Origin of the sequence: Rhizobium phaseoli (assembly GCF_010668805.1) — a bacterium.
In the GTDB taxonomy this organism is placed as follows: domain Bacteria; phylum Pseudomonadota; class Alphaproteobacteria; order Rhizobiales; family Rhizobiaceae; genus Rhizobium; species Rhizobium phaseoli_A.
The window spans coordinates 125,472-149,802 of the sequence record NZ_WUFT01000009.1 but is presented as its reverse complement, the minus strand read 5'-3'; the positions used below and the strand labels follow the sequence as shown (position 1 = coordinate 149,802).

Annotated in this window: 21 protein-coding genes and 3 pseudogenes; 7 read left to right on the top strand and 17 right to left on the bottom strand. The window is 60.6% G+C overall.

Annotation, left to right across the window (positions count from 1 at the left end; genetic code table 11):
• Nucleotides 1-4 precede the first annotated feature (4 nt).
• The 6 genes from glpD to GR197_RS15805 form a co-directional block, all read right to left on the bottom strand.
• Nucleotides 5-1,519 (bottom strand): glycerol-3-phosphate dehydrogenase, encoded by a 1,515-nt coding sequence (gene glpD, locus GR197_RS15830; RefSeq protein WP_164011158.1) that lies wholly within the window; start codon nt 1,517-1,519, stop codon nt 5-7.
• 143 nt (nt 1,520-1,662) lie between these two features.
• The gene (locus tag GR197_RS15825; RefSeq protein WP_164011155.1) at nt 1,663-2,436 is read right to left on the bottom strand and encodes a DeoR/GlpR family DNA-binding transcription regulator; all 774 of its coding nucleotides are present in this window, start codon (nt 2,434-2,436) and stop codon (nt 1,663-1,665) included.
• A gap of 457 nt (nt 2,437-2,893) precedes the next feature.
• A complete protein-coding gene (locus GR197_RS15820) occupies nt 2,894-3,127 on the bottom strand; it encodes a hypothetical protein (protein ID WP_164011153.1) in 234 nt (77 codons plus the stop codon).
• Nucleotides 3,128-3,180: 53 nt separating this feature from the next.
• Complete coding sequence (locus GR197_RS15815; RefSeq protein WP_164011151.1) at nt 3,181-3,651, bottom strand: Hsp20 family protein; 471 nt, start codon at nt 3,649-3,651, stop codon at nt 3,181-3,183.
• A gap of 608 nt (nt 3,652-4,259) precedes the next feature.
• Nucleotides 4,260-4,520, bottom strand: coding sequence for a DUF4242 domain-containing protein (locus tag GR197_RS15810; protein WP_164011149.1), 261 nt, complete (start codon nt 4,518-4,520; stop codon nt 4,260-4,262).
• A 37-nt stretch (nt 4,521-4,557) separates the two neighbouring features.
• On the bottom strand, nt 4,558-8,085 hold the full coding sequence (locus GR197_RS15805) for an adenylate/guanylate cyclase domain-containing protein (protein WP_164011147.1): 3,528 nt from the start codon (nt 8,083-8,085) through the stop codon (nt 4,558-4,560).
• Nucleotides 8,086-8,246: 161 nt separating this feature from the next.
• Between GR197_RS15805 and GR197_RS15800 the strand changes: the two genes are divergently transcribed.
• The 3 genes and pseudogenes from GR197_RS15800 (at nt 8,247) to GR197_RS32325 (ending at nt 10,553) form a co-directional block, all read left to right on the top strand.
• The gene (locus GR197_RS15800; protein ID WP_164011145.1) at nt 8,247-8,879 is read left to right on the top strand and encodes a hypothetical protein; all 633 of its coding nucleotides are present in this window, start codon (nt 8,247-8,249) and stop codon (nt 8,877-8,879) included.
• A 790-nt stretch (nt 8,880-9,669) separates the two neighbouring features.
• Entirely contained in the window at nt 9,670-10,239 is a 570-nt protein-coding gene (locus GR197_RS15795; protein ID WP_164011143.1) for a GXWXG domain-containing protein, read from the top strand.
• Nucleotides 10,217-10,553: pseudogene (locus tag GR197_RS32325) on the top strand (hypothetical protein). Before GR197_RS15795 ends, GR197_RS32325 begins: the two are co-directional and overlap by 23 nt.
• A gap of 75 nt (nt 10,554-10,628) precedes the next feature.
• On the opposite strand, the gene GR197_RS15790 reads toward GR197_RS32325, so the two are convergent.
• Complete coding sequence (locus tag GR197_RS15790) at nt 10,629-11,546, bottom strand: DMT family transporter (RefSeq protein ID WP_164011140.1); 918 nt, start codon at nt 11,544-11,546, stop codon at nt 10,629-10,631.
• Nucleotides 11,547-11,618: 72 nt separating this feature from the next.
• Here GR197_RS15790 and GR197_RS15785 point away from each other — a divergent pair, with 72 nt between their 5' ends.
• Nucleotides 11,619-12,548 carry a LysR family transcriptional regulator gene (locus tag GR197_RS15785; protein WP_164011138.1) on the top strand — a complete coding sequence of 310 codons (930 nt, stop codon included), beginning with the start codon at nt 11,619-11,621 and terminating at the stop codon, nt 12,546-12,548.
• Between the two features lie 27 nt (nt 12,549-12,575).
• Here the strand turns inward: GR197_RS15785 and GR197_RS15780 are convergent, their stop codons facing one another.
• The 6 genes and pseudogenes from GR197_RS15780 to GR197_RS15755 all read right to left on the bottom strand — a co-directional run bounded on the left by GR197_RS15780 (nt 12,576) and on the right by GR197_RS15755 (nt 17,157).
• A complete protein-coding gene (locus tag GR197_RS15780; protein ID WP_164011331.1) occupies nt 12,576-13,043 on the bottom strand; it encodes a GNAT family N-acetyltransferase in 468 nt (155 codons plus the stop codon).
• A 95-nt stretch (nt 13,044-13,138) separates the two neighbouring features.
• Nucleotides 13,139-13,660 (bottom strand): DUF992 domain-containing protein, encoded by a 522-nt coding sequence (locus GR197_RS15775; RefSeq protein WP_164011136.1) that lies wholly within the window; start codon nt 13,658-13,660, stop codon nt 13,139-13,141.
• 463 nt (nt 13,661-14,123) lie between these two features.
• Nucleotides 14,124-14,288 carry a DUF1328 domain-containing protein gene (locus GR197_RS15770; RefSeq protein WP_003571841.1) on the bottom strand — a complete coding sequence of 55 codons (165 nt, stop codon included), beginning with the start codon at nt 14,286-14,288 and terminating at the stop codon, nt 14,124-14,126.
• 101 nt (nt 14,289-14,389) lie between these two features.
• A pseudogene (locus tag GR197_RS15765) lies at nt 14,390-14,978 on the bottom strand (hypothetical protein).
• 68 nt (nt 14,979-15,046) lie between these two features.
• A pseudogene (locus GR197_RS32320) lies at nt 15,047-15,438 on the bottom strand (VOC family protein).
• A 96-nt stretch (nt 15,439-15,534) separates the two neighbouring features.
• On the bottom strand, nt 15,535-17,157 hold the full coding sequence (locus GR197_RS15755; RefSeq protein ID WP_164011132.1) for an ABC-F family ATP-binding cassette domain-containing protein: 1,623 nt from the start codon (nt 17,155-17,157) through the stop codon (nt 15,535-15,537).
• A gap of 179 nt (nt 17,158-17,336) precedes the next feature.
• On the opposite strand from GR197_RS15755, the gene GR197_RS15750 reads away from it, so the two are divergent.
• A complete protein-coding gene (locus GR197_RS15750) occupies nt 17,337-17,666 on the top strand; it encodes a DUF6665 family protein (protein WP_164011130.1) in 330 nt (109 codons plus the stop codon).
• A gap of 100 nt (nt 17,667-17,766) precedes the next feature.
• Nucleotides 17,767-18,636, top strand: coding sequence for an aldose 1-epimerase family protein (locus GR197_RS15745; protein ID WP_164011128.1), 870 nt, complete (start codon nt 17,767-17,769; stop codon nt 18,634-18,636).
• Between the two features lie 60 nt (nt 18,637-18,696).
• Here the strand turns inward: GR197_RS15745 and GR197_RS15740 are convergent, their stop codons facing one another.
• The gene (locus GR197_RS15740; RefSeq protein WP_164011126.1) at nt 18,697-20,280 is read right to left on the bottom strand and encodes a DHA2 family efflux MFS transporter permease subunit; all 1,584 of its coding nucleotides are present in this window, start codon (nt 20,278-20,280) and stop codon (nt 18,697-18,699) included.
• 24 nt (nt 20,281-20,304) lie between these two features.
• Nucleotides 20,305-21,489 (bottom strand): HlyD family secretion protein, encoded by a 1,185-nt coding sequence (locus tag GR197_RS15735; protein WP_164011124.1) that lies wholly within the window; start codon nt 21,487-21,489, stop codon nt 20,305-20,307.
• 134 nt (nt 21,490-21,623) lie between these two features.
• Here GR197_RS15735 and GR197_RS15730 point away from each other — a divergent pair, with 134 nt between their 5' ends.
• Nucleotides 21,624-22,271: a TetR/AcrR family transcriptional regulator gene (locus GR197_RS15730; RefSeq protein WP_164011122.1), complete on the top strand. Its 648-nt coding sequence runs from the start codon at nt 21,624-21,626 to the stop codon at nt 22,269-22,271.
• 69 nt (nt 22,272-22,340) lie between these two features.
• On the opposite strand, the gene uxuA is transcribed toward GR197_RS15730, so the two are convergent.
• Together uxuA and GR197_RS15720 are read right to left on the bottom strand one after the other, a co-directional pair.
• Nucleotides 22,341-23,528, bottom strand: a complete 1,188-nt coding sequence (uxuA, locus tag GR197_RS15725) for a mannonate dehydratase (protein WP_164011120.1) — start codon at nt 23,526-23,528, stop codon at nt 22,341-22,343.
• A 46-nt stretch (nt 23,529-23,574) separates the two neighbouring features.
• Entirely contained in the window at nt 23,575-24,288 is a 714-nt protein-coding gene (locus GR197_RS15720; protein WP_164011118.1) for a GntR family transcriptional regulator, read from the bottom strand.
• Nucleotides 24,289-24,331: the final 43 nt, after the last annotated feature.

Below are 24,331 nucleotides of genomic sequence, written 5' to 3'. Positions count from 1 at the left end.
GCCCTTATCCGGCCATCGCCGGCATGGCAGCCATGTACTCCTCCAGTGACTGAGCCTGCTCCCTCGAAAGGCGCAGACCATCCTTTGTTCTCCTCCACAGCACGTCTTCGGCGTGCCGGGCCCATTCATGTTTGACGAGATAGGTGACCTCTGCCTCGTAGAGATCGCCGCCGAACAGCCGTCCGAGATCGTCGACGCCGCGGGCTTCACCGAGCAGCGCCTTGACCCTCGTTCCGTAACGGCGCACCAGCCGGCGGGCATGCTGATCGGCGAGGAACGGATAAAGCCGCTTCAGATCGGCGACCTCGGCGTCGTAACCCTGGACCGGGAAGTCGCCGCCCGGCAGATGGCTCTTGGCCGTCCACGGGGCGCCCTTGACGCCGATCGCAGCGCCGATCTTCTCAAGCGCATGTTCGGAAAGCCGGCGATAGGTGGTGAGCTTGCCGCCGAAGACGTTGAGTAGCGGTGCGCTACTTCCCTCGCCGTCCAACTTCAGCACATAGTCACGCGTCGCCTCCTGCGCCTTCGAAGCACCGTCGTCATAAAGCGGCCGGACCGCCGAATAGGTCCAGACGATATCCTGCGGCCTGACCGGCTCATTGAAATATTCCGACGCCGCATTGCACAGGTAGATGGTCTCTTCCTCGGAGATCCGAACATCCTTGGGATCGGCGGTGTAATCGCGGTCGGTGGTGCCGATCAGCGTAAAGTCGCCCTCGTAAGGAATCGCAAAGATGATGCGGTTGTCGGGATTCTGGAAGAAATAGGCGCGTGGACCATCGAACTTCTTCTTCACGACGATATGGCTGCCCTGGACGAGACGCACATGGTGAGCCTCGTTCTGGCCGAAGGCGGAGCGGATGACATGGTCAACCCAGGGACCGGCAGCATTGACCAGCATGCGGGCCTGGTGGCTGTCATTGCGGCCGGTGGCCGTATCGGTGGTCTCGATGTGCCAGAGGCCGTTCTCGCGCCTTGCCGACACCACTTTGGTGCGCGGCATGATGGTCGCCCCCTTGTCGGCGGCATCGCGGGCGTTCAGGACCACCATGCGGGCATCATCGACCCAGCCGTCGGAATATTCGAAGGCCTTGGCAAATAGCGCCTTCAGCGGCTTTCCGGCCGGATCGCGGCGCATGTCGAGCACCGATGTCGCCGGCAGCAGCTTGCGGCCGCCGAGATGGTCGTAAAGGAAGAGGCCGAGCCGGATCAGCCAGGCCGGCCGGATGCCGCCCTTATGGTAGGGCAGCACGAAGCGCAGCGGCCAGATGATGTGCGGCGCCATCGCCCAGAGGATCTCGCGCTCCATCAGCGATTCCCGCACCAGACGGAACTCGTAATGCTCGAGATAACGCAGGCCGCCATGAATGAGCTTGGTGGCGCCCGACGAGGTGCCAGAGGCGAAGTCGTTCATCTCCGCCAGCGCCACGGAATAACCGCGCCCGACAGCATCGCGCGCAATGCCGCAGCCGTTGATGCCGCCACCGATGACGAATATGTCGTAGATCTCCCGGCCCAATTGCCCCTCCGAGCCTGCGCGTGATTTCGCATCGCACAAAACTTTCGCGATTGCGAAAGTGAAGGCAGTTAAAACGAAAGGAATACGAATGTCAAACGAATGTTTCGCAGATGGCAGTTTTGGAGTGGCTCGCTTCCTCGCCCTTAGCGAATCCTGCCGTTGGTTTCGATCAGCTTCACATTGTTTTCGAGGCAGAGATTGCGGATCGACGGCACCGGACAGTGGTCGGTGATGAAGGTATGAACCTGGGAAAGCTGGCCGATTCTGACCGGCGCGGTGCGTTCGAACTTGGTGGAATCGGCAACGAGAATGACATGCCGGGCATTGGCAATGATCGCCTGGGCGACCTTGACCTCGCGAAAATCATAGTCGAGAAGCGCGCCATCGACGTCGATTGCCGATGCGCCGATGACGGCGTAATCGACCTTGAACTGGCGGATGAAATCGACCGCCGCTTCGCCGACAATGCCGCCGTCCGAACCGCGCACCACCCCACCGGCGATCACCACCTCGATCGCCGGCAGCAATCGTAATCTGTTGGCAACATTGATGTTATTGGTGATGACCATCAGCTCGTGATGGTTGGCGAGCGCCTCGCCCACCGCCTCGGTCGTCGTTCCGATATTGATGAACAGGGAGGCTCCGCTCGGTATCAGCTCGACTGCAGCCATGCCGATCGACTGTTTCTCGGACGCCGCGATCTGCCTTCGCGCCTCGTATTTGACGTTCTCGGTCCCGCTCGGAAATGTGGCGCCGCCATGGATGCGCGTCAGGACCTGCGCATCGCAGAGATCGTTCAGGTCCTTGCGGATCGTCTGCGGCGTCACTGAAAAGCGGGAAGCGAGCTCCTCGACCAGGACCCTGCCGCTCGATTTCGCTATCGCCACGATTTCAGTTTGCCGGTCGGTCAAGAACATGAGCTGGCACCTTTCGATCTACTTTCGTTTTAAAGAAAGCGAACGCCTGTGCAATGCCTATCTGTGACCTGATCGCCCTCCATCTCATTTTAGGCTGAGCGCTCGAAATTCTAGACCCCGCGCCTCTAAAATTAGGCTGCCAGCGAAGCTCACCCAATCTCCAGCGAAGCTCACCCAATCTAAAGTGCGAAACCTCTCCTGGGATCAACATTGTCTTCAACCGACGTCTGCACCTAGGACCACCATGCCATCGAGAAGCCGACAATGATCCACGCCTTCTCGCTCGGATCGACGCGCCGGGCGCATATCCGCTTCGACAAGCGCTAAGTAAACCCGGCCCGCGTTCTCATGACGAAAAGATGACGTTGGCCTGCCAAGAGGCGCCTTGCTCCGAAACAGCTTGCCCACGGATCTGAACAAGTCAGACAAAGACGCCGCTGTCGCGGCGTCCCGCCCCTTATGCAGCTTTTGGAAAATGAATACCGCGGGCGGATTCGACCATAACCCGCAGACGATCGGGCTCTTTCACTCCTTGGCGATAGAGCTGCACGAGAATGGCGGCTATGCGCTCGCCCTCCTCGGACGTCGGCTCCACTCCCGCTTCTGCAGCGACGATGTCGAACACGCCCTGGCAGACACGCAGGTCTGCAGCGCCGAAGCAATCTGGTTTATCGAAATCCAATGCATTCATCGTTTTCGGCGGGCGACGCCTAAGCGTCGCCCGCGCCCTCCATCGATCGACCTTTACGCGGCCTGCTTTTCACCTTCGATCTGGAACGGCACCTGTGTCGGCGCGCCATTTCCAATCGCGATCTTGCGTGGCTTCATCGCCTCCGGAATCTCGCGCTTCAGCTCGATGTGCAGCAGACCATTCTTCAGCGAAGCGTTTTCCACGCTCACATGGTCCGCAAGCTCGAAGCGGCGCTCGAAGCCGCGCCCAGCGATTCCGCGGTGCAGGTATTCCGCTTTGGCGTCATCGGCCTTGCCGCCCTTGACGACAAGCACGTTGCGTTCCTGCGTGATGTCGAGATCGCCATCCTCGAAGCCGGCGACGGCCATGACGATGCGGTACTCGTTGTCGCCAACCTTGAGGATGTCGTAGGGCGGCCAGGCGTCGAGAGCCTGCAGGCGCTGCGGATTGTTGAGCAGCGAAAAAACACGGTCGAAGCCGATGCTGGACCGGTAGAGCGGTGCGAAGTCAAACTCAGTTCTCATGACCAAAACCTCCTAGAAGCGAGATGGAAGGAACGCGGCGGAAACCTGCGTCCCCGGCTTTCGGCCCCCTTATGGGCTGCCGACGGCATCGATTTGGTTTTCAGTATTTTCGGTTTCAAGATCGCCATAAAAAAAATTTCGAGTTCGCGTGGTGGACCACCGGACACCGTTGAAAACGGATGAACAGTCTCGATGAGCATCTTAGGATTTTCATTCTTTGGGAGACACAAACATCGCGGTATCGGATGGCGCTTGGATGCTCGCTCGAAGGGCGCAGTCCTTCTTCTCGCGCATCTGCCGGGGAAATCGGCCAGCGCCACCACATCGCCGGTCCGTACCTAGACGATACAGCAAGGATGGCGTGGCGAGTGGACGAAGGGGAATGTCGACGACGAACAGTTCGTTCTGGCAGCTTTTCGCGCCCACGTCGCCAAGGCAGCGGCACTAAAGGAGCAGGGGAGCCCTTTGGCAGGAACTTAGATCGCCACCAGTCGCGACGCTCGCGGCCCGAAGCGGCCATTGCCGTTTAACGAATATCTCGCTGAACCTGTTCCGACTGAACAGTATGCGCGCGACAGCGCCTTACGCCTCTGCTTGGCCGAGGAGCACTACGCAAACATATTGGGACCAATCTCCTCGCTAACCTCAATGATCATATCCGCAGGAACATTGTTCTTCCGCGCTGCAGCGAGAATGGCGTCCGTATTGGGCGCCTCATAAAGGCAGTAAGTCTTTTTTCTGTCCGCGCTGAGGAAGGAAAAAATCCACTTCACTCCTTCCTGGTCATTGATCAGGTTGATGTGCTCGACCCCCTCTTTCGATAGATTGAGTTGTTCCGCAAAATTTCTTTCAATGATGTAGCGTGGCATGACGAGACCTTCTTCCCACCAAAAGCAGCCGTTTTTCCTAATGAATCGTTGGCTTCAGTCGCTGTTGCAGCCGGACCATTCCCAGTTCAGCCGCGGTTGACCGGGCATTCTCGGATAGCAACATTGCTCTCTTTATCCCGGTGCGGCTACCTATTTTCATTAGCAAGTCCGCATAATCTGCCTGTGTGTGCGCGAGCCACGGCCGCGAGCCGATCTCTGCGTTCATCTCGAGTGCGTGCTCAAAGTGTTCCGACGCTCTGTCGAATTCGCCCAACGCCGTTGCCAGCACTCCCAGATAGCGGCTTGCCGCGCCGAAGCAAACGGTCGCCATACCTATCGTGACGGTCATCTCCCTGTAGTCGAGCATAAGCTCATAGAGGGCCTGGGCAGCATCCGCGTCGCCGAGACCGGCGGCGACTTCCGTCAAGAACGAGAGGGAGGCACTCCGCTTTCCGTCAAGCGGAAGGGCAAAGCGGTTGCGGGCAAGCTCGCTCAACCTCCGCTGGGCCGCTTCCCGATAGCCCAGGTCAAAGGCAACCAATGCAAAGCCCGGTAGCCAGGTGGTCTCTTCCGGATTTTCGTCAATCAGCAGCTTCATGATCGGTGCGACCTCGGAGAGGCGGTTCTGCTCCCGTCGGATCGCGAACATCTGCATGCCGTAAACGCCCTCCGGCGTAGCGCCAAGGGTTCGCATACCCAGCTTCAGCGCTTCCTCAGCAAGCTCCTCCGCGGCAGTGAACCTTCCATCGAGGATGGCCATCATCGCTTTTGCGGTGCGAGCGTAGAACTGGACGTTCAAATGCTGCCGCTCAGTACCAAGTTCGTCCAGCGCCTCAACCGCCCGATCGGCTCGCGCGCGATCGCCGAGTTCCGTGGAGACATATGCGTCAACTGAAAGCGCTCGGCTTTGCAAATCATCGTCATCGATCTCATCCGCGAGGCGTCTCACTTCAACGATGCGAGCGATCCGGTCGTTTCTTTCCATGATGGACTTGACCGGTGCCGGCGTCAGGAACGGCAGAGAGGAGAGCTCCACGAGAGCAGTCTTATCGCCAACCCGTCGGGCCAGTTCTATTCCTTCATCATGGCATTTTGCAGCCTTCTTGCTGTCGCTCAGGTAGGTGTATGCCCGCGCAAGGCGGCTGAGAAGCTGGCACCGTGAACTCATATCCGCGGGTTCAACCATCTCGAGGGCTTCCTCAAGAAGCGGCACCGTTTCGGCAAGCGAATTCGAGGAGAGGAATTTGGTACCGTCTAGACCAATCACTGCGCGAATAAAGGCTTGTGTGTCGGCCGCTTTGCGTGCCAATGGCGCGGCCAGCCTGTATTTCGCCAGCGAATCCGTCATGCGACCCGCAGCAAAAAGGGCGTCGCCGAGTTTTAGGATCGCGGTGAGCAGGTCCCTTTGCCGCGCAGGCCCTTCAGGCAAATGCTCTGCGATTGCCAAGGCGTTCTGGAAATGGTCGACCGCCTCGTAGTTGGCTGATTGCGCAAGGGCGCGTTCTCCAGCCTTCAACCAGTAGGGAAGCGCGAGCTCAATCCGTTGCGCCTTCTCGTAGTGCTGGGCGATGAGTTCGGGCTGCGTGGCAGCGACATCGTCATATTGTTCGACGAGAACCCTGGCGATCTTCTCGTGGAAATGCCGCCGGCGCCGGTTGAGGAGCGATTGGTAGGCCGCATCCTGAATAAGCGCATGGCGAAAAACGAGAGCATCGTCCAAGACGCCGCCTTCGACGACGATCTGGCTGGTTTCGAGCTGGTTCAGTGCTTTCTCGAGCGTCCGGTCGTCAAGGCCTGCGATCTTTGAAAGAAGGCCACGATCGAATTCCCTGCCTATTACGGCAGCAATTTGCGCGACTTCCTTGGCCGTCGTCGCTAAACGATCGAGACGTGTCATCAGAGAGCCCTGCAGACTGTCGGGGATCTCTGCGTTGAGCGCAGACGGTTTACCGCTTTCCACTACAGAGCGGGTCAACTCCTCGACGAACAGCGGCACTCCGTCCGTTCGCTCTGCGATCCGTTCGGCAAGCTGTTCGGGAATATCGGACACCATAGATTGGATCAACTCGTGCATCTGCTGCCTGGTCAGGCGCCCAACGGAGAGCGTCGTCGCCTGCGCCAGCCCGCTTGCCCAGTCCGCGCTCCATTCCGGTCGATGGGTCACGACGACGAGGGCAGCGGCCCCGTGAAGCCGGCCGACGAGTTCCCTCAGCACTTCGCTGGTGGATGGGTCCATCCAGTGCGCGTCTTCGAAAACCATCAGCACTGGTGCGATTTTGGCGGCAAGGAGCAAACGGTTCACCAATGTGCGGACGAGAATTTCCTTGCGCTGATGGGCGGAGATATCCGGAGGTCTGAACTCGTCGCCGACGTCGAGCGAAAGCAGTTCGGCGTAGATCGCGCCAACGTCGGAAGGACTTTCGCCGTAGCGGCCAACAAGGGTGCGAAACTTTTCGACGCGCGTGTTCCAGTCATCTGTCGGGGCAAACGACGCGACCCGGCTCAGTCGCTCGACGATCGGATAAAAGGCCGAGGTAGCGTGATAGGGTGAACACTGCAATCGAATGAGATCATGCGGTGTCTCTTGCAGATGTTCTTCGAAAGTCTCGACAAGGCGGGATTTCCCGATGCCAGCCTCCCCCGACAGGAAGACCGCCTGGCCTTGCCCGGCCTTCGCCAACTCCCACCGTTCGAGCAACAGGCCGATCTCACTAACGCGGCCGACAAATTTCGAAAGCCCGCTGGCATGTGCAGCTTCGAAACGGCTATCCACCTCTCGCTGACCGCGGACTTCAAACAGTGCAACGGGCGAGGTGAAGCCTTTGAGCTCCTGTGCGCCGAGACTCTCGATTTCGAACGACTGCCCGGCGAGACGGCGGGTGCTGTCGGAGATCACGATCTGGCCTGGGGCGGCCGCGACCTGCAGGCGTGATGCTAGGTTGGGAGTGTCTCCCGCGATCGATGCCCGCTCCTTCGCGCTGCCGTCGGTGTTGCCAACGACCACGTGCCCGGATGCGATGCCGATGCGAGCCTTCAGTCGCTGCGCATTGGGCGGCTGCAGGGCGTCGACGGCGGCCATCGCCTCGAGGCCGGCCCGGATTGAACGCTCGGCATGGTCCTCGTAAGCGCTAGGCCACCCGAAATAGGCTAGCACGCCATCTCCGAGATATTTCGCGACGTAGCCTCCGAAGCGCGTGACGGCCCCGGCGACGCTATCCTGATAGCGGCGGGTCAACTCGTGCATGTCTTCCGGGTCGAGCTGCGCTGACAGCGCTGTCGACCCGACCAGGTCGCAGAACAGCACGCTGAGCAATCGCCGGTCAGCCGCAGCTTCGGGTTCTGCATCGGTAGCGGCTAAAGCAGGAGGCTGCTCGTCCGGACGTTGATGCGCAAGTTCGTTGATCGCAGCCAGAATAATCTTCCGGTGCCCAAGCGAGACGCCGAGCTCCAGAAGGTCGGATTCGGCAAGATGAGCGAGCGCTCGCAGGTCCACGTCATTCTCGACGAAGGTGTCGGCGTACTTGCCAAGACCGAGTTGACCTAGCCAATCCTCAATCGCCTGCATCGACGTTGATCCCGCTCCACCGTTCCTAAAAATACCACGAACCCCGACCTCGTACCACGCTGTGGCGCAGGAGCTGTTGATCTTGGCGGAGATCGAGGAGGCCAATGTATCAACGTCGTGATCTGTTGACGGAGCTGCGCCTTGATCCCATCTGAGTGCGCATGGCGAAAACAAAGAAAAATGGCTCTCCTGAACTGGTCGAAACGTGGACGCTAGCGCCCGCGGGCACTCTAGGGTCGTCAGTGCGCGCCAAGGGAATCCTCTTGGAAATTCGTGCGCGCCTCCCGTCGTCCACCCGAAAATTGCTCGACGTCAGCGGGAGGGTTTTAACGTTGGCAATGCCTGAAAGCTCGGAGAGCGAGTTCCGTCATGCCTCGGCAGTGATTGCGAAGTCGCTCGAAGGCATCGAAAGCCTGCCGGTGATCCCGCGCGAAATCGAGGACATCCTCACGATCTCAACGACCGAGCGACGTCGCTGGCTGGAGGACGGTCGTCTGCCCAGCGCGGGAACGCGAACGGTGAAACTTCGGGGCCGCGCCAGGCAGATCACCTTCCACATCTTCGAACCACGGATGGTCGAGGATCTGCTCGACCGGGGCGCTGTCGAAGAGTGGCGTGAAGAGGACACCGCGGCTGCCGCGGAGAACAGGCGCAGAGCAGCCTACAAGGCGAAGCTGACGCGTTCGCTGAAGAAGGACTGTAAGGCGACCGAGGCATCGCAGGACGTCACCGAAGAAGCGTCCGCAAAGCTACGGGGTTGGGAAGAGTTTGGGCGGGACGGGCTCCTCCGCTAGTCTGGCATCCGGACGTCCTAGACACTCGAATTACACGAGAGCGCCGCGGGCGATGCCGATGCTTCTGTTTGTCTATTCATTGTGTCTTCATTGAATTTTTTGTCAGTGTCGGCGCCTTGCCTGAGGAACCAAAACCGCTGGTGGCCGGCGCTCGGATACCGCGTCCGCTATCGAGTCATGAAGCCGAGAAGACGAGCGGCGCCGGACAACAAAGGCGGCCCTGTCCTGAAAGAGGTTCATCGTCCCTTGAGGCGGTAGATTGCGCCTTTTGCGATCGCCGGGAAGCGCTTGTCGCGCAGTTCGGTCCAGAAGCCCAATTTTGCAAGGCTCCCGCGTCGGATTCGATCGGCTCGACGCGCAGCTCGGGCCAAGCACACATAGACCGACATTGGCCGCAGTTGCGTGGATGCACGCATCGCAAACAAAAAAGGCCGGGGCGAAACCGCACCGACCTTCCTCATCCCGCTATCTCCTAGTGCCAGTACATCCGTGGTCAAAAGTCAGAAGCGGGTCCAGCAGGGCGAGCGGCAGAAATCTGCGCTCCTCAGCAATGCCGGCGATCATTACTTAAGTGGACACGGTGTTCCTTTCAAGGCGTCCGCCGATCTCCCCGCTCCTTTCGCCCGGAACCATTCCGACGGATTGACATTCCCCTTGTCGAGAGCGAGCCGTGTCAACTGGACTCGGCAGGGATGGTGAACTCAGCGATTTTTCCGGTTTCTCGCTGAGGCCAACGAAACGGCAGACGAGCGCCCCACCTGTCCGGCACGCCTCAATCAAGGAGTTTAGAATGGATACACAGGGCCCGAGGACCGATAGCCAGCCTTCGCGCAGTGCATGGTTCGATGCTCTCGATCCCGTGCTGCCCGCCGAGATGATCGGCCTCTGGAGCGGTGTCGGAATTCCGTCCGGGCACCCGCTCGACGGTGTGCTGGAAAACCTTCAATGGTTCGGCAAGCGCTTCCATCCCGATCTCAGCGCAGACGCTCTCCTCTTCCAGTGGAAGCCCGGTCGCCTTGTTCCGATAGACCCGGCCTTGATCCCGATCAGGATGGCGATCCGTTTCGCCCCGTTTGGCCGTACGTTCGTCGCTCGCAACTGGTTCTCCTATATGCAAAGGATTTTCCGCGCACGCGCGAGAACGGCGTCCTTCAAGCTTCGCATGATCGACGGCAAAGAAACGGCCGCGATGGTCTACGACCGTCGGCCGATCGTCGACTATTTCCGCTGGCTTGGCGACGACGAACTCGCTGGGATGATGGTCGTCGAGGGCGATGAGCGGCGGTACTTTTTCCGACTAAAAAAGGTCGACGGTCGACCCAGGGTGGATCCGCTTAATGAAGGAGCAACTACTCCTTGAGACGCCGGACGACCGATACATCATCGTGCGCGGCCGGCTGTGGCGGAAGGCGACCCCTAACCTTCCGGAGGAGGTGAAGCAGCGCCTAGTGTGCGAGCTTATGTCGGCGCGCAGGGCAGTCAGGGAAGCCGCAGGCGGATCGGATGCGCGCAGCGCGAACCGCGGTAGGCGCGGCGAAGGTCGGGTTGGGCGAGCGAGGGCCGGTATGGTGGACGGGCGCGCCGGATCTCAACCGGCACCTGGCAAGGACGACAAAGTATGCGAAATGGTATCGCGCTCGCACAGGTGACGGTTCTAAGGGGCTAGCAAGGTGAAAACTCAACAAAACAATCACCGCAGTTGGAGGCTTACTGGGGCGAGACTGATCACCTTGTGGGGCGAATTTACGTCTATCGCTTCCGCATTACATTAACGACAAGCACACCGAGGATCGCCATGACGCCGCCGACTGCACCAAGCGCCGTCGGCGTCTCACCCAGCCAGAGGAAGCCGATCAGCGTGGCGACCGGCGGAACGCCATAGAGAAAGTTCGAAGCGCGAGCGGCCGTCAGCCGCTTCAGCGCGATCGCCCAGGTGAGGTAGCCGATCGCAGTCGGGAAGATGACGAGATAGGCAACGCCCCAGTTCACCTCCGCCGGGGCGGCGGCCAGCGCCTGGATCGTCGCCGGCACAGCGGGAAATAGCGGCACGGAACCGATCAGCAGGATCCAAGCGGTGACGGCAAGCGCCGGCATCCGGCCGAGCAACGGCTTCTGCAGCACGCTGGCAATCGCCGAGCAAAGTGCTGCGCCGAGGATGAGGACGGCATTCGGATCAAGCTTGAAGCCGCCGTCCGAGGCAACCGCAATCAGCGCCACACCCCCGAAGGATATGGCAGTGCCGGCCCAGCCCCAGCGGCCGAAGCGTTCACCGAGCGCGAACGTGGCGATAAGGGCGGTGAAGACGGGCATGGTGTTGATGATGAAGCTTGCCGGTCCTGCCGCAACCGTCTGCTCGCCGGTGTTCAACAAAACCGCATAAGCGGCGATGAAGAGCACCGCGGCGACGGAGAGGCGGAGGAAATCGCGTTTTACCGGCAACGGCCGGTAGATCACGAGGTAGACCAAAGCGATGGCGCCGGCTGCCACATAACGCGCGGTCGCCAGTTCAATCGGCGTCAGCGGTCCGAGACAGATGCGGATCACCACGAAGGAGGAAGCCCAGAAGAGGATCGTGACGAGGATCGCGCCAAACGCCACCAGATCGAACCCGCCCTGCTGTTTCGTCGAAATCGGTGTGCTTACGGCCATGCTCATCTTCGCCTCCATTTATTCTTCGACAATGAATTAGGCCTTCCATGCGTGCTTGAAAAGCATCGCAATCGATGATCAAATGTGTCCATGGTTCACAGCTCGCCAGTGCTTCCGCCGCTTGATACGCTCGAGACCTTTGCCCGCGCCGCCCGGCTTGGATCATTTTCGGCCGCGGCCGAGGAAAGCGGCATCACGCATGGCGCAGTGTCGCGGCAGGTCTCGCGCCTCGAGCGCTGGATGGGGGTGCGCCTCTTTGCCCGCGAAGCCAGAGGCGTGCGGCTGACGCCGGAGGGCATGCGGTTTTTCGCGCGGGCGGAGGAAGCACTTGCGCTGCTCGGCAATAGCGGCGAACGCTGGCTGCCTCGCCGCAATAAGGCGGTGGTGCGCCTTTCGGTGACGCCCTCGGTCGCCTCGTTGTGGCTGTTTCAGCGTCTGGCGAAGCTCGAAGGAAACGAGCTGCATGTCGAGCTGACGCTCGAACACCGGCTGGCGGATTTCGGTGAAGGTACGGACCTTGCCATCCGCTGCGGCAAGGGGCCGTGGGCCGGCGTACGCGCCCTGCCGCTCTGGCAGGAGAAATCTTATCCGATCGCCGCCCCGGCCCTCGCAGACCGGCTCGGCCAGCGCTCCGATGCTGTTTCGCTGCTCGACCTGCCGATCCTGCACGACTCCAATATCGAAGGCTGGCGCCACTGGCTCGCTCGCGAGGGCGTCAACTATACCCCGCGCGGCCACGACCGTCGGTTCGAGGATTACAATCTGGTGATCGATGCCTGTGCCCAAGGGCTCGGCCTAGCTCTCGCCCGGCCACCGCTGTCGGATGCCGCACTTGCGGCCGGGCGCGTCGTTGCCGTGTCGGAGCGGACGCTCGACAATCATGTGGCCTTCCACCTTATTCGGCCGGACGATGCGCTCAGAAGCCCTGCCATCGAATTCGCCAGTCGCTTACTGCGCGAAGCCGGCCATGACGAGGCGACGATCGCCACTTTCATCGCACCCGGCCGGGCAAAGGCGTAGGCGGAAGACGTGCCGTCACGCCGTTCGTTACTCTGCCGGAAACTGCAGACGCATTTCCTTCGCCAGTTCAAACCCAGCGGCCCGGTAGACGGGCTCACCGGCATCCGAAGCATGTATGACGGCCGTCGTGCAACCGATCGACTTCAGATAGGCGACGGCCTTGTTGGTCAGCGCCAATGCGATGCCGCGCCGGCGGAAAGCATCGGCGACATAGACGGACCAGATATAGCCATGCAGCCGCTGTTCCGGCTGGATGATCTCTGGAAATGGTGATTGGTGCATCTGGCATGATGCGGAACCGGCAATTTCACCGTCGACGATGGCAAGGAATGAGGTCAGACGCCGCTCCTCGCGACCGCTTCTGATGAAAGACAAGATCCGCGCCGCTGCATCGGGCCTGTAGTGTTCCGGTGGCGTCCCGTAGCTATCCCAGATCTTCAGGTGGTGCCCGACCAGGATCTCATCCTCGTCAGGCGTTGCCGTTCGAATATCCATCATGTCCTGATCCGGCCGGGGGGCATATCGGGGCGTAAAATCGCCTTCGGAGGGGTAGCGCCCCTGCCGCATCGCGGCGGGGCGCCAAAGGCATATCAATTGTCGGCGGTCAGCGTCATCGACGCACTGCCGGCCGCAACGTTGAGGCCAAGCTGGCCGGTCAGGCTGACCGTCTGCAGATGGATCGAGCCGGAAGTGCCGCCAATCAGGAGATTGGCGCCGACACCGGCCCCGAGCGTCGCTTCGGCGGTAGCGCCGACATAGAGGCCCGCGAGCGATCCGCGGTGATAACCGGCGGTCGGCGCGAACACGGCCCAGATCAGGCGGCTGCGGGTGGTGAAGCCGAGGTCGATGCCGAGCTTTCTCATCTCGCCTGTATAACGATCCGAAAGCTCGTTGCCGACAGTCGACTGGAAGATGCAATCGGCTTCCTTGGATGAACCGAGCACATAACCTGTACCGCCGCCGATATCGCAGGTGAGATAACCGATCTTGACACCATTGCGCAGGTCCGGCTCTTCATATGTCCTGGTTACGAGGTCAGCGGCATTGACCGCCCCAGCGCCGACCAGCGTCAACGATACCGCGGCAAGTGCCTTTGCAAGAATTTTGTTCATAAGTCTCTCCTTCTCAAATCGTGACGGGAGCATACCCGGCTACTCGCCACCAGATTCGGCAATAGATAACGGACGGAACTGCAAAACGATCCCGATCCGGTACCATCTTCACGTCGCCTGTCAGAGCGCAGAAAATGCGCAAGCGACAAACACGCTTACGGTTCAGCCCCTATTGGGACATTTCGAAGGCACTAATTCGCGCCATCCGGTTATTTCATGATGTTGTCAGGAATGGTTGCCGGAAAGGCACGGTCGTTGAGAGCTGTCGGCTTTGGACGGCATGGCTTCACTTATCTAAGCTGAACCATGACTGATCATCCGGAGCGGGATCTCGCGACGGGAATGCCGGGATTCAATGGTGACCACCACCTGGATGGAAATGTGAAGAGATGGCCAAGCGGATGAGGCAATACTAAAAAACCCGGCGTGGTGTCGCCGGGTTTTTATACTTGCTCTATTCGCGTTATACTCTTCGCATGAAGCGCATAACGAGCGATACGACGAACAGCACCAGGAAAATGAAGAACAGAACCTGGGCAATAGAAGCTGAAGCACCTGCTATACCGCCAAATCCGAGGACGCCGGCAATCAAGGCCACAACGAGAAACACCAGAGCGTAATAAAGCATCGCAATCTCCTTTTACGTTGCTGCGGAGATAACGGAGGCCGCCCCATTTGGTTCCCTGCCACTCTTGCGACCTGGTAAATGCAATCTCGCATCGGCTTTGTTCAGCCGAAATGAAAGGCGCCGCTGACCATCCGGTCTCCTTCATTCGGCTCGGGAGGCTCGGCCGCATCGAGGTAGGCCTTGAGCGGTCCGGTCAGCACAAACCAGACGCTTGCCCCCAGCATGAAATAGGCTCCCACCGGCTCGTCGATGCGGGCGATGAAGGGAAGGCAGGCGGAGGCAAACAGGACGATGATCCGCACCGACCATTCCGCTTCACGTTTGGCGATGGCCTGCGCTCGCAGCGATTTGTATTGTCGGGCGCCATAACTGCTTCCCCTCGCCTTCACCGCCGAAAGCAGTTTACGTCCTGACGGCAACGCCAGCATGAGCAGCGCGGCGACACTGAGCGCAAAGGGTTTGCCAGCCATGACCTGCCCGCTCGCGATCAGGAGAAAAGAGAGCACGACGAGATTCCATACCGGCTCCAACAACTCCGGCGGTTGCCGCGTGCGGAGATGCCAACTCCGTAACAAGCCCGCCGCGCCGTGCAGTAGCGGCTGATCGATATAGCGATTGATCCAGTCCATGCCGATGCGCGTCCCCGATTGCATGAAGAGGGCTCCGAACACCACGGAATTTGGTCATCATCGTGGCAACACCTGTCGAATCCATTCTTCGCGTGCAGGAAACCGCTTGCCAATGCCTTAGATGCAACGTCAGCGCAGTTCCTGCGCGACCTCCCAGACATGGCCGGACGGATCGGCAAAGGCTGCGGTGCGGCGGCCCATGGACGGTCGATCGGACCATTGAGCAGCATGATCCCGAGTTTGCGCAGGTCCGCGCAGACCCCGTCGACATCATCCACCTTGATCGTCAGCAAGACGCGACTGCCCGAACCGGATGCCGCCACCGGTGAGGGATCGACCAGCTGCGGCGCTTCTGTAGTCTGGAGCAGATTGACCATCGTCCCCGAAAATTCCAGAACCGAGCATACCGCGTCCTGGTAGACGACATTGGCGGCAAAGACCTTTCGGTAGAATGCCCTCGCCGCGTCGATATCGTCGGCGAACAGGGTGATGACCTCGATCCTATCCAACCTCGTGGGCATTTCTCCTCCGTTGTTCCGATCGTCCACCGTTGTCGATGGCCGGCTCTGCTGGTCGCTTCGAGCTTGGCGGTTTCGACATGCCGGGAAAAATAATCGTCAGCTTCTGAGACCCGGCGCCTCGTGGCCGGTGCGCGCCACATATTCCGTGTAGCCGCCGCCATATTGATGAACGCCTTCGGGGGTCAGCTCCAGCACCCGGTTGGAGAGTGCCGCCAGGAAATGCCGGTCATGCGAGACAAACAGCATGGTGCCCTCATATTGCGACAGCGCCTTGATCAGCATCTCCTTGGTGTCGAGGTCGAGATGGTTCGTCGGCTCGTCGAGCACGAGCAAATTCGGCGGGTCGAACAGCATAATGGCCATGACCAGCCGCGCTTTCTCGCCGCCCGATAACACGCGGCAGCGCTTCTCGACGTCGTCGCCGGAAAAGCCGAAACATCCGGCGAGCGCCCGCAAAGGCCCCTGCCCCGCCTGCGGGAACCGGTCTTCCAGCGATTGGAAGACAGTGTGGTCGCCGTCGAGAATATCCATAGCGTGCTGGGCGAAATATCCCATCTTGACGCTGGCGCCGAGAGCGACGCTGCCTTCATCGGGCTCGGCGGTCCCCGTCACCAGCTTCAGCAGTGTCGACTTGCCGGCGCCGTTGATGCCCATGATGCACCAGCGTTCCCGGCGCCGCACCATGAAATCCAGTCCTTCATAGATGCTTCGACTGCCGTATTTCTTGTGCACGTTCTTCAGGTTGATCACGTCTTCGCCGGATCGCGGCGCCGGCTGAAACTCGAAGGAGACCACCTGACGGCGCTTGGGCGGTTCCACCCGGTCGATCTTCTCCAGCTTCTTGACGCGGCTCTGCACCTGCGAGGCATGCGAGGCACGCGCCTTGAACCGCTCGATGAACTTGATTTCCTTGGCGAGCATTGCCTGCTGGCGTTCGAACTGGGCCTGCTGCTGCTTTTCGTTCTGCGCCCGCTGCTGCTCGTAGAATTCGTAATCACCCGAATAGGTCGTCAGCGTGCCGCCATCGATCTCGATGATCTTGGTGATGATGCGGTTCATGAACTCGCGGTCGTGCGAGGTCATCAGCAGAGCGCCTTCATAGCCTTTCAGGAACTCCTCCAGCCAGATCAGGCTTTCGAGATCCAGATGGTTGCTCGGCTCGTCGAGCAGCATGACATCGGGACGCATGAGCAGGATGCGGGCGAGCGCCACGCGCATCTTCCAACCGCCCGACAGGGCGCCGACATCGCCGTCCATCATCTCCTGGCTGAAGCTCAGGCCGGCGAGCACTTCGCGGGCGCGTCCTTCGAGTGCATAGCCGTCCAGTTCCTCGTAGCGCGCCTGCACCTCGCCGTAGCGCTCGATGATCTTGTCCATGTCGTCGGCCTGCTCGGGATCGGCCATGGCCGCCTCGAGCTCACGCAATTGCCCGGCAACGATGCTGACCGGGCCGGCGCCGTTCATCACTTCGGCGACGGCACTGTGGCCCGCCATCTCGCCGACGTCCTGGTTGAAGTAGCCGATGGTGACGCCCTTTTCACAGGAGACCTGCCCTTCGTCTGGCTGCTCCTCACCGTTGATCATCCGGAAGATCGTCGTCTTGCCGGCGCCGTTGGGGCCGACGAGACCGATCTTCTCGCCTCTGTTGAGAGCTGCAGACGCCTCGATGAAGAGAATCCGGTGGCTGAGTTGTTTGCTGATATTTTCGATACGAATCATGATGTGCGCGGGGACCCAAGAAAAGATTTTGTCGCCCTTATGCCACGCATGGAAATGACAGGATAGGCCCGTTCCCAACCCTCTCGATCTGGCGGTTGTCGGACGACGTCGTGCTTGCGTCTTTCATTTAGAACCGGATTGGATAGTATCGTGGCTCGCGCCAAGGAGAAGCCTTGCCAATGAGCGTCCGCCCGCCGCAGTCCCTCGGACAATCGCTGCAGAATCCAGGTGGCTTCAACGTCCTCGAATACGAGCTGATGTCGGAACGCGCCGATACGCTCAGGCGCCACGGGCTGAAGGTGGAGGCAGCACTTGCTGCGCTGAAGGCCTGGACCGCCGACAGCCAGAGTGGCGAGGAACGCGAGAGACTTCTCAATGCAGCATCCGACGCCGTCTGGGCCTTCTTTATCCAGCGTGAGATCTGCGGGCTCAAAAACAACCGCGACGCCATTCAGCGTTATGGCATCCCAAACGAAGTGATCGCCAGAGTGGGCGCCGTGCCAAAATAACGCGGTGCGACGGCAGGAGCGGCTTCCTTACCTATTGAGTGGAAATCAGCCGCCCAGAAAGATATGGCTTGATGGCGAACCATGGCGAAAGGGAATTGCGATGCCAAGCTCGATCCGGATTGGAAACCAGCATCTCACCGTCGACGTCTCCTCCCTCGGCGCCGAGATGCAGGCGCTCGCCACCAGCGACGGACGCTCATGGTTGTGGACGGGCGACCCAGCCTTCTGGACCGGGCGGTCGCCGATCCTTTTTCCGATCGTCGGCAAGGCGCCGGATGACAAGATAGCAATCGACGGCACGATCTATCCGATGACCCAGCATGGTTTTGCCCGCCGCAGCGAATTCGCGCTTGCAGCATCCACCGCGACGATGTGCCGATACGAACTGGCCGCGTCGGCGGCCACCCAGGCGGTCTATCCATTCGATTTTCAGCTGGCCGTGGAGCATGCGGTTGAGGGTCGCACGTTGACGGTGGCGGCAGAAGTCACCAACTGCGACCAGAAGGCGATGCCGTTTGGACTTGGATTTCACTCGGCCTTCACCTGGCCGCTGCCGGGTGCTGACGGGCACGACCATGTCATTACCCTCGACAATAAGGCCGAGCCGCCGCTTGTGCGGCTGCAGGGTGGCCTCATCAATCCTGCGCCGCTGCCCTCGCCGTTCGATGCCGGCCGGTTGGTGCTCGATCACGCAATGTTCGAGCAGGATGCGATGATCTTTCCGATAGGGGCAGGCGAAGGCCTGACCTATGGCGCCGAAAATGGGCCGACCATACAGTTCCGGTTCGAAAATCTGCCCAATCTTGCCCTGTGGACCAAACCGGGCGCTCCCTTCCTCTGCATCGAACCCTGGCATGGAACGGCCGCGGAGGCTGGACGTTCGAGCGAACTTTCGAAGCGGCCCTCCACGACGATCCTGGCACCGGGTGCGGTCGCTCGCTTCGCCTTTACCGTCGAGATTTTACAATAGAAAGCCGTGCGCCCGACAGGGCGCACGAAGGAGGCTTTTGCAGCTGTCGCGGGGCCGTTCTCAGTGAGCGCCGGCGCCACCGCTGGCCCGCGGCTTTTGGGTGAGCAGCAGCGCGACGGCAGCAATTGCAAGAACCACGCCGATGACGGCGAAGGTATCGGCAAAGCCAAGGATCAGGGCCTGGCGCCTGACGATCTGCCCGAGTACGACAATGGCCTTCTGCCCGGCGAGCGCTGGGTCGGAAATGCCGTGCTGCATGAAATAGCCGGTCGTTTGCGCAAGCCGGTCGCGGACCTCATCGCGGCCGAGCGTGACCGACTGGCCGATGATGTTGGAGTGGAACTGCTCGCGCTTGGTCAGCACCGTGCCGAGCGTTGCCGTGCCGACGGCGCCGCCGAGATTGCGCAGCATATTGGTCAGGCCCGAAGCGGCAGCAGCATCCGTGGCTGCGATGCCGGCGGTGGTAATGGCGGTGATCGGCGTCAGCACCAGCGCCTGGCCGATGGCGCGAACGATGTTGGGGATCCAGAACTGGTCGCCCGCGGTATCGGCCGAAAGCGTGACGTTCATGAAGCAGCTGATCGCGAAGATCGAGATGCCGAGGAAGCCGATGTAACGCGCGTCGAAGCGCTTCATCATCATCGGAACAAGCGGGATCAGCAGCAGTTGCGGCAAGCCGGTCCAAGCCAGCACCATGCCGATCTGCTCGGCATTGTAGCGCTGAACCTGGCCGAGATATTGCGGCAGGATATAGACGGTGCCGAAGAGGGCGACGCCAACCAGCACGTTGACGGCAACGCCGATGCCGAAATTTCGCTGCGTCAGTAGGCTGAGCTTGACCAGCGGCTTCTTGACGGTGAGCTCGATCCAGATGAAGGCGGCAAGAAAGACGAAGGCGAGAATGCTGAGCTTGACGATGAAGGGCGAGGAAAACCAGTCCTCCTTGTTGCCTTCCTCGAGAACCGTCTGCAGCGCCGAGAGACCGATCGCCATGGTGAAAATACCCGCCCAGTCGCCCTCCCTGAGCAGGCGAAGCTGCATCGGCTGCTTGTCGAGCGTCATGGCGAGCGCCACGGCCATGACGGCGCTCGGGATGGCGTTGATGAAGAAAATGGTCTGCCAGCCATAGTTTTCAGTCAGGTAACCGCCGATGGTCGGGCCGATCGCCGGTGCGAAGGTGACGGAGAGCGCGAAGATCGCAAGGCCGAGCGGCTGCTGCGGTTTCGGCAGCTTGGTCAGCACCATGGTGAAGGCCATCGGGATCAGCACGCCGCCGGCAAAACCCTGCAGGCCGCGCAGCAGGATCATCGTGCCGAGATCATGGGCGAAGGCGCAGGCGATCGAAAACAGCGGAAACAGGATTGAGTTGACGAGGATATAGCGGCGGAATGAAAAGACGCTGCTGAAATAGGCCGTCAGCGGAATGACGACGATTTCGCCGATCAGGTAGGAGGTCGAGATCCAGGCACCGTTGTCGACGCCCGTTCCGATGCCGCCCTCGATATCGAGGAGGGAGGCATTGGTGATCTGGATGTTGAGGATCGCCATGAAGGCGCCGATCATGCCGGCGAGAACGGCGATCCATTCCCTGGTGCTGGCGCGGGGCTGCGATGTGGCGACGGCTGTTGCTGCGATGGTGGACATGACACGATCTCCTGATCCCGGCGCCTATTTGCGGTCGGCATCGGCCATGGTGTCGATGCTCGGTTGAACGGACATGCCCGGACGCAGGTCGCCACCGGCGGCTTCGCCATCAAGCACGATCTTGACCGGAATGCGCTGAACGACCTTGGTGAAATTTCCCGTCGCATTGTCAGGAGGCAGCAGGGCGAATTCCTGGCCGCTTGCCGGAGCAAGGCTGTCGACATGGCCGTGATAGATGCGGCCCGGGAAGGTATCGACCTCGATATTGACCGGCTGCCCCGCCCGAACATCGGTGAGCTGCGTCTCCTTGTAGTTGGCAATCACATAGACCTCGCTCGTCGGCACGACCGACATCAGCTGGGTGCCGGCCTGGACATACTGGCCGACACGCAGCGTGCGGTTGCCGACGGTGCCGTCGACAGGCGCGGCAATGGTTGCATAGGAGAGGTTCAGCTCAGCCTGATGCTGGACGGCCTGGTCATGAGCAAACGTCGCCCTCGCCTGGGCGAGCTCGGCATTCAAAAGATCGACCTGCTTGACGGCGGCATCGAGAGCGGCGTTGTCGCGAACGATGGTTGCCTGGGCTGCAGCGATGGCAGAGGCCGCCTGCTGTGCCGTCTGGACCGGAGCATAACCGTTGGTCGCGAGATTGGCATAGCGCTTGTTGTTTTGTTCGGCAAAGGTCTCATTGGCCTTGTCGACCTCGACCGTGGCGCGGGCGGCGGCAATCGTCGAGTGCTGAATATCGAGCGACGCCTGCTTGGCGTCGAGCATCGCCTCGGCTGCAGCGACATCGGCCTTGGCCTGGTCGAGCGCGGCGCGGAAATCGCGATCGTCGATGCGGGCAAGTGGCTGGCCGGCCTCGACCATCTGATTATCACTGACCAGCACTTCCGCGATATAGCCCGACACTTTCGGTGCGACGGTCGTATTGTCAGCCTTCACATAGGCATCGTCGGTCGAGACTTCGAAACGGCCGACAGTCCAGTAGTTGTGGCCGTAATAGCCGCCGGCGGCGATCAGCACGAGCGCCGTTGCACCCAGCAACAATCCGCGACCGCCGCGTTTGCGAACGGGAGGCTCCGAAACGACGGCAGGCTCGACGATGCGCGGCGAATTGCCGGCATCAAGGGTTGCGGGCGCGGCTTCCGCGACGATTTCCGGCATAGGTGCGTTGTTATTAAGGGCCTGCAGCGTTTTGATGGACATGTCTCTCTCCTTGGAGTGGTCGCTGTCGCTACCGGCTGCGGCCTTTGAATACAGGTGGAATACATTTTAGAAACTTGATATTTTCCAAAATATGCATTAGAAATTGGATGTCAACGATAATTTGGAAAATTATGATGGTCCAAAATCACGAAATCGAGAAGAGGCCGCGAGGCCGACCGCAAGTGCGTTGCGACGACGATACGAGAAGCGTCATCATCGAGGCGGCCAACAGGCAGTTCCACGAGAGCGGCTATGCGGCTGCAAGCATCGCTTCGATCGCACAAGAGGCGGGGGTTTCGACCAAGACGCTCTACCGCCTGTTCCCGACGAAGGCAGACCTCTTTTCCGAAATGGTCACGGAGCGCACGGGCCGCTTTCTCATGGCGCTTGACCCGGGCACCCTCGCCGTGGCCGATCTCAGACAAGGGCTTGAACGCATGCTGTTGGCCTATGGCATGCTGACGCTCTCGCTGGATACGATCACCGTCACCCGGCTTGTCATCAGTGAGTCCGACCGTTTTCCCGAGATCGCCAATACCTTCTATGAGAAAGCCATCGTCAGAACCAATACGCTGATGGAGGACTGGCTGCGCAAGCAGATCGACCGCGGCCTGATCGCGCTTGACGATCCACACGCCGCCTGCGGCATGCTGCGCGGCATGATGATCATGGAGCCGCAGCGCGCCGCAATGCTTCGCCAGGAACCGGCGCCGAAAATCGAGGCAATTGAGGCTCGGGCGAAAATGTGCGCTGATCTTTTTTTGAAGGGTTGCGCGCTCTGAAGCGTTGCTCAAGCTTCAGAGCGCGATGATTTCTGCTGAAGGTGCAGCGATGCAAGCCGCTGGACGCCCTCAGTTCGGCGGCGCGCCGAGGGCATGCAGGATGCCGCGCAGTTCGGCGAGGCCGCGCATGCGGCCGATCGCCGGGTAACCGGGCGTGACGATCTTGTCGAGATCGTCGAGCATGCGGTGACCATGGTCCGAACGAAAGACGATCGCGTCTTGCGCGCTGCGGCGGCGATCTTCAGCAACCAGTTCCCTGAGCACCGCAACCATGTCGACGTCGCCTTCCAGATGGGCGCTTTCATGGAAGGTCCGGCCGTCGCCCTCGCGCGTCGTGGCGCGCAGATGGGCAAAGTGGATGCGCGACGCGAAACGCCGGGCGATCCCCGGCAGGTCGTTTTCGGCGCGCACGCCAAGGCTGCCGGTGCAATAGCACATGCCGTTGGCTGCCGATGGCACCGCATCGAAGAGCGCAGCATAGTCATCGGCCGTCGAGGCGATGCGTGGAAGGCCGAACAGTGAACGCGGCGGATCGTCTGGATGCAGCGTCAGCTTGACGCCGCGCGCCTCGGCAGCCGGCGTCACTGCCTCCAGGAATTCGATCAGATGCCGGCGCAGCCGTGCGGCATCGATACCGCCATAGGCGACCAGCTTTTCCCGGAATGCCGGAATGGTCAAAGGCTCGGTGGTCGAACCCGGCAGAGCCGAGGTGATGATGCGGGTGATATCGGCGATCTCGTCCTCCGACATGGCTTCGAAGACGATACGCGCCCGTTCGCGGTCTTCCGCCGAATAGTGCTGCGCCGCATCCGGCCGTTCGAGTATGAAGAGATCAAAGGCTGCGAAACGTTCGTGATCGAACCGCATGGCGGTGGCGCCAGTCGGCGTCACGAAATCAAGCTCGGTACGGGTCCAGTCGACCACGGGCATGAAATTGTAGCAGACGATCGGAATGTCACAGGCGGCGACGGCTTCGAGGCTGGCGATCCACGCCTCGATTTCGGCCCTCGCCTCCCCGCCCTTGCGCTTGACGGCATCGGGGATCGGAATGCTCTCGACCACCGACCAGACCAGCGGCGAACGGTCGCCAGGCGTCGTCTCGATCAGAGACTGGCGCTCGCGCACTTCCCTTTCCGTCCAGGCCCTGCCGATCGGCACCTGATGGAGCGAAGAGACGATATTGGTCGCGCCCGTCTGGCGGACATCATCCAACGTCACCGGCGCTTCCGGCCCGAACCATCTCCAACCTTGCCGCATCCTTGTTTCCTTCCCTCGCCTTTTCGTTTCATGTCTCGGTCTGCCATCAGCAGAAATAGTCGGGATAACGCGCGCGCAGCGCGTCGACATCGGGGATGACGGCGCTCAGGTGATGGATCATCGCTTCCCGTGCAGCCGTGACATCATGGGCGGCGAGCGCATCGCGAATGATCATATGTTCGTGCACCACTGTGTCCATCCGTCCGAGCACCGGCAGCGTCAGCCGCCGGGCTCGGTCGATCTGCACCTTGACCGTTTTCAGGATCGCCCAGATGCCGGGATAACCCGCTATCTGTGCGATCGCTTCGTGAAAGGTCTCGTCTTCCTCATGGAAACTCGAGCTATTGCCGGTCGCGGCATGCGACCGCTGACGGCCGATGATGGCATCGAGACAGGCGATGTCGGCAGCGGTGGCGGTCAAAGCCGCGGTCTCGACGGTCGTGCCTTCGAGCGCCTTGCGCACGACAACTGCTTCCGGGATCGCAGAAACTGGCACGCGCGACACAACGGTGCCCGACTGCGGGTAAATGTCGACCAGTCCTCCTTCGGAAAGCCTGAGCAGTGCCTCACGCACTGGCGTGCGGCTTACGCCGAAATCGTTGGCGATGCGCTTTTCCTGCAGCGACATGCCAGGCGGCATCCGCAGCGACACGATATCGGCATGCAGGCGATCGTAGATGGCGCCAGCGGTGGTGACCCGACGCAGCCTGCCGATAACGGGCGGGACGATAAAAACTTCGGTTCCTGATGCCTGCCGCATAATGATACCGGACAAAGATTTAGCATACTAGTATATCAATCAT

What these genes read in the sequence shown, in the direction of transcription:
- GR197_RS15750 (WP_164011130.1), top strand. Translation starts at nt 17,337, where the DNA reads ATGAGCGTCCGCCCGCCGCAGTCCCTCGGACAATCGCTGCAGAATCCA.
- GR197_RS15815 (WP_164011151.1), bottom strand. Translation starts at nt 3,651, where the DNA reads ATGAGAACTGAGTTTGACTTCGCACCGCTCTACCGGTCCAGCATCGGC.
- GR197_RS15740 (WP_164011126.1), bottom strand. Translation starts at nt 20,280, where the DNA reads ATGTCCACCATCGCAGCAACAGCCGTCGCCACATCGCAGCCCCGCGCC.
- GR197_RS15780 (WP_164011331.1), bottom strand. Translation starts at nt 13,043, where the DNA reads ATGGATATTCGAACGGCAACGCCTGACGAGGATGAGATCCTGGTCGGG.
- GR197_RS15745 (WP_164011128.1), top strand. Translation starts at nt 17,767, where the DNA reads ATGCCAAGCTCGATCCGGATTGGAAACCAGCATCTCACCGTCGACGTC.
- GR197_RS15800 (WP_164011145.1), top strand. Translation starts at nt 8,247, where the DNA reads ATGGCGAAAACAAAGAAAAATGGCTCTCCTGAACTGGTCGAAACGTGG.
- GR197_RS15730 (WP_164011122.1), top strand. Translation starts at nt 21,624, where the DNA reads ATGGTCCAAAATCACGAAATCGAGAAGAGGCCGCGAGGCCGACCGCAA.
- GR197_RS15810 (WP_164011149.1), bottom strand. Translation starts at nt 4,520, where the DNA reads ATGCCACGCTACATCATTGAAAGAAATTTTGCGGAACAACTCAATCTA.
- GR197_RS15785 (WP_164011138.1), top strand. Translation starts at nt 11,619, where the DNA reads ATGGTTCACAGCTCGCCAGTGCTTCCGCCGCTTGATACGCTCGAGACC.
- GR197_RS15790 (WP_164011140.1), bottom strand. Translation starts at nt 11,546, where the DNA reads ATGGAGGCGAAGATGAGCATGGCCGTAAGCACACCGATTTCGACGAAA.
- GR197_RS15775 (WP_164011136.1), bottom strand. Translation starts at nt 13,660, where the DNA reads ATGAACAAAATTCTTGCAAAGGCACTTGCCGCGGTATCGTTGACGCTG.
- uxuA (WP_164011120.1), bottom strand. Translation starts at nt 23,528, where the DNA reads ATGCGGCAAGGTTGGAGATGGTTCGGGCCGGAAGCGCCGGTGACGTTG.
- GR197_RS15755 (WP_164011132.1), bottom strand. Translation starts at nt 17,157, where the DNA reads ATGATTCGTATCGAAAATATCAGCAAACAACTCAGCCACCGGATTCTC.
- GR197_RS15735 (WP_164011124.1), bottom strand. Translation starts at nt 21,489, where the DNA reads ATGTCCATCAAAACGCTGCAGGCCCTTAATAACAACGCACCTATGCCG.
- GR197_RS15795 (WP_164011143.1), top strand. Translation starts at nt 9,670, where the DNA reads ATGGATACACAGGGCCCGAGGACCGATAGCCAGCCTTCGCGCAGTGCA.
- GR197_RS15770 (WP_003571841.1), bottom strand. Translation starts at nt 14,288, where the DNA reads ATGCTTTATTACGCTCTGGTGTTTCTCGTTGTGGCCTTGATTGCCGGC.
- GR197_RS15720 (WP_164011118.1), bottom strand. Translation starts at nt 24,288, where the DNA reads ATGCGGCAGGCATCAGGAACCGAAGTTTTTATCGTCCCGCCCGTTATC.
- GR197_RS15805 (WP_164011147.1), bottom strand. Translation starts at nt 8,085, where the DNA reads ATGCAGGCGATTGAGGATTGGCTAGGTCAACTCGGTCTTGGCAAGTAC.
- GR197_RS15820 (WP_164011153.1), bottom strand. Translation starts at nt 3,127, where the DNA reads ATGAATGCATTGGATTTCGATAAACCAGATTGCTTCGGCGCTGCAGAC.
- GR197_RS15825 (WP_164011155.1), bottom strand. Translation starts at nt 2,436, where the DNA reads ATGTTCTTGACCGACCGGCAAACTGAAATCGTGGCGATAGCGAAATCG.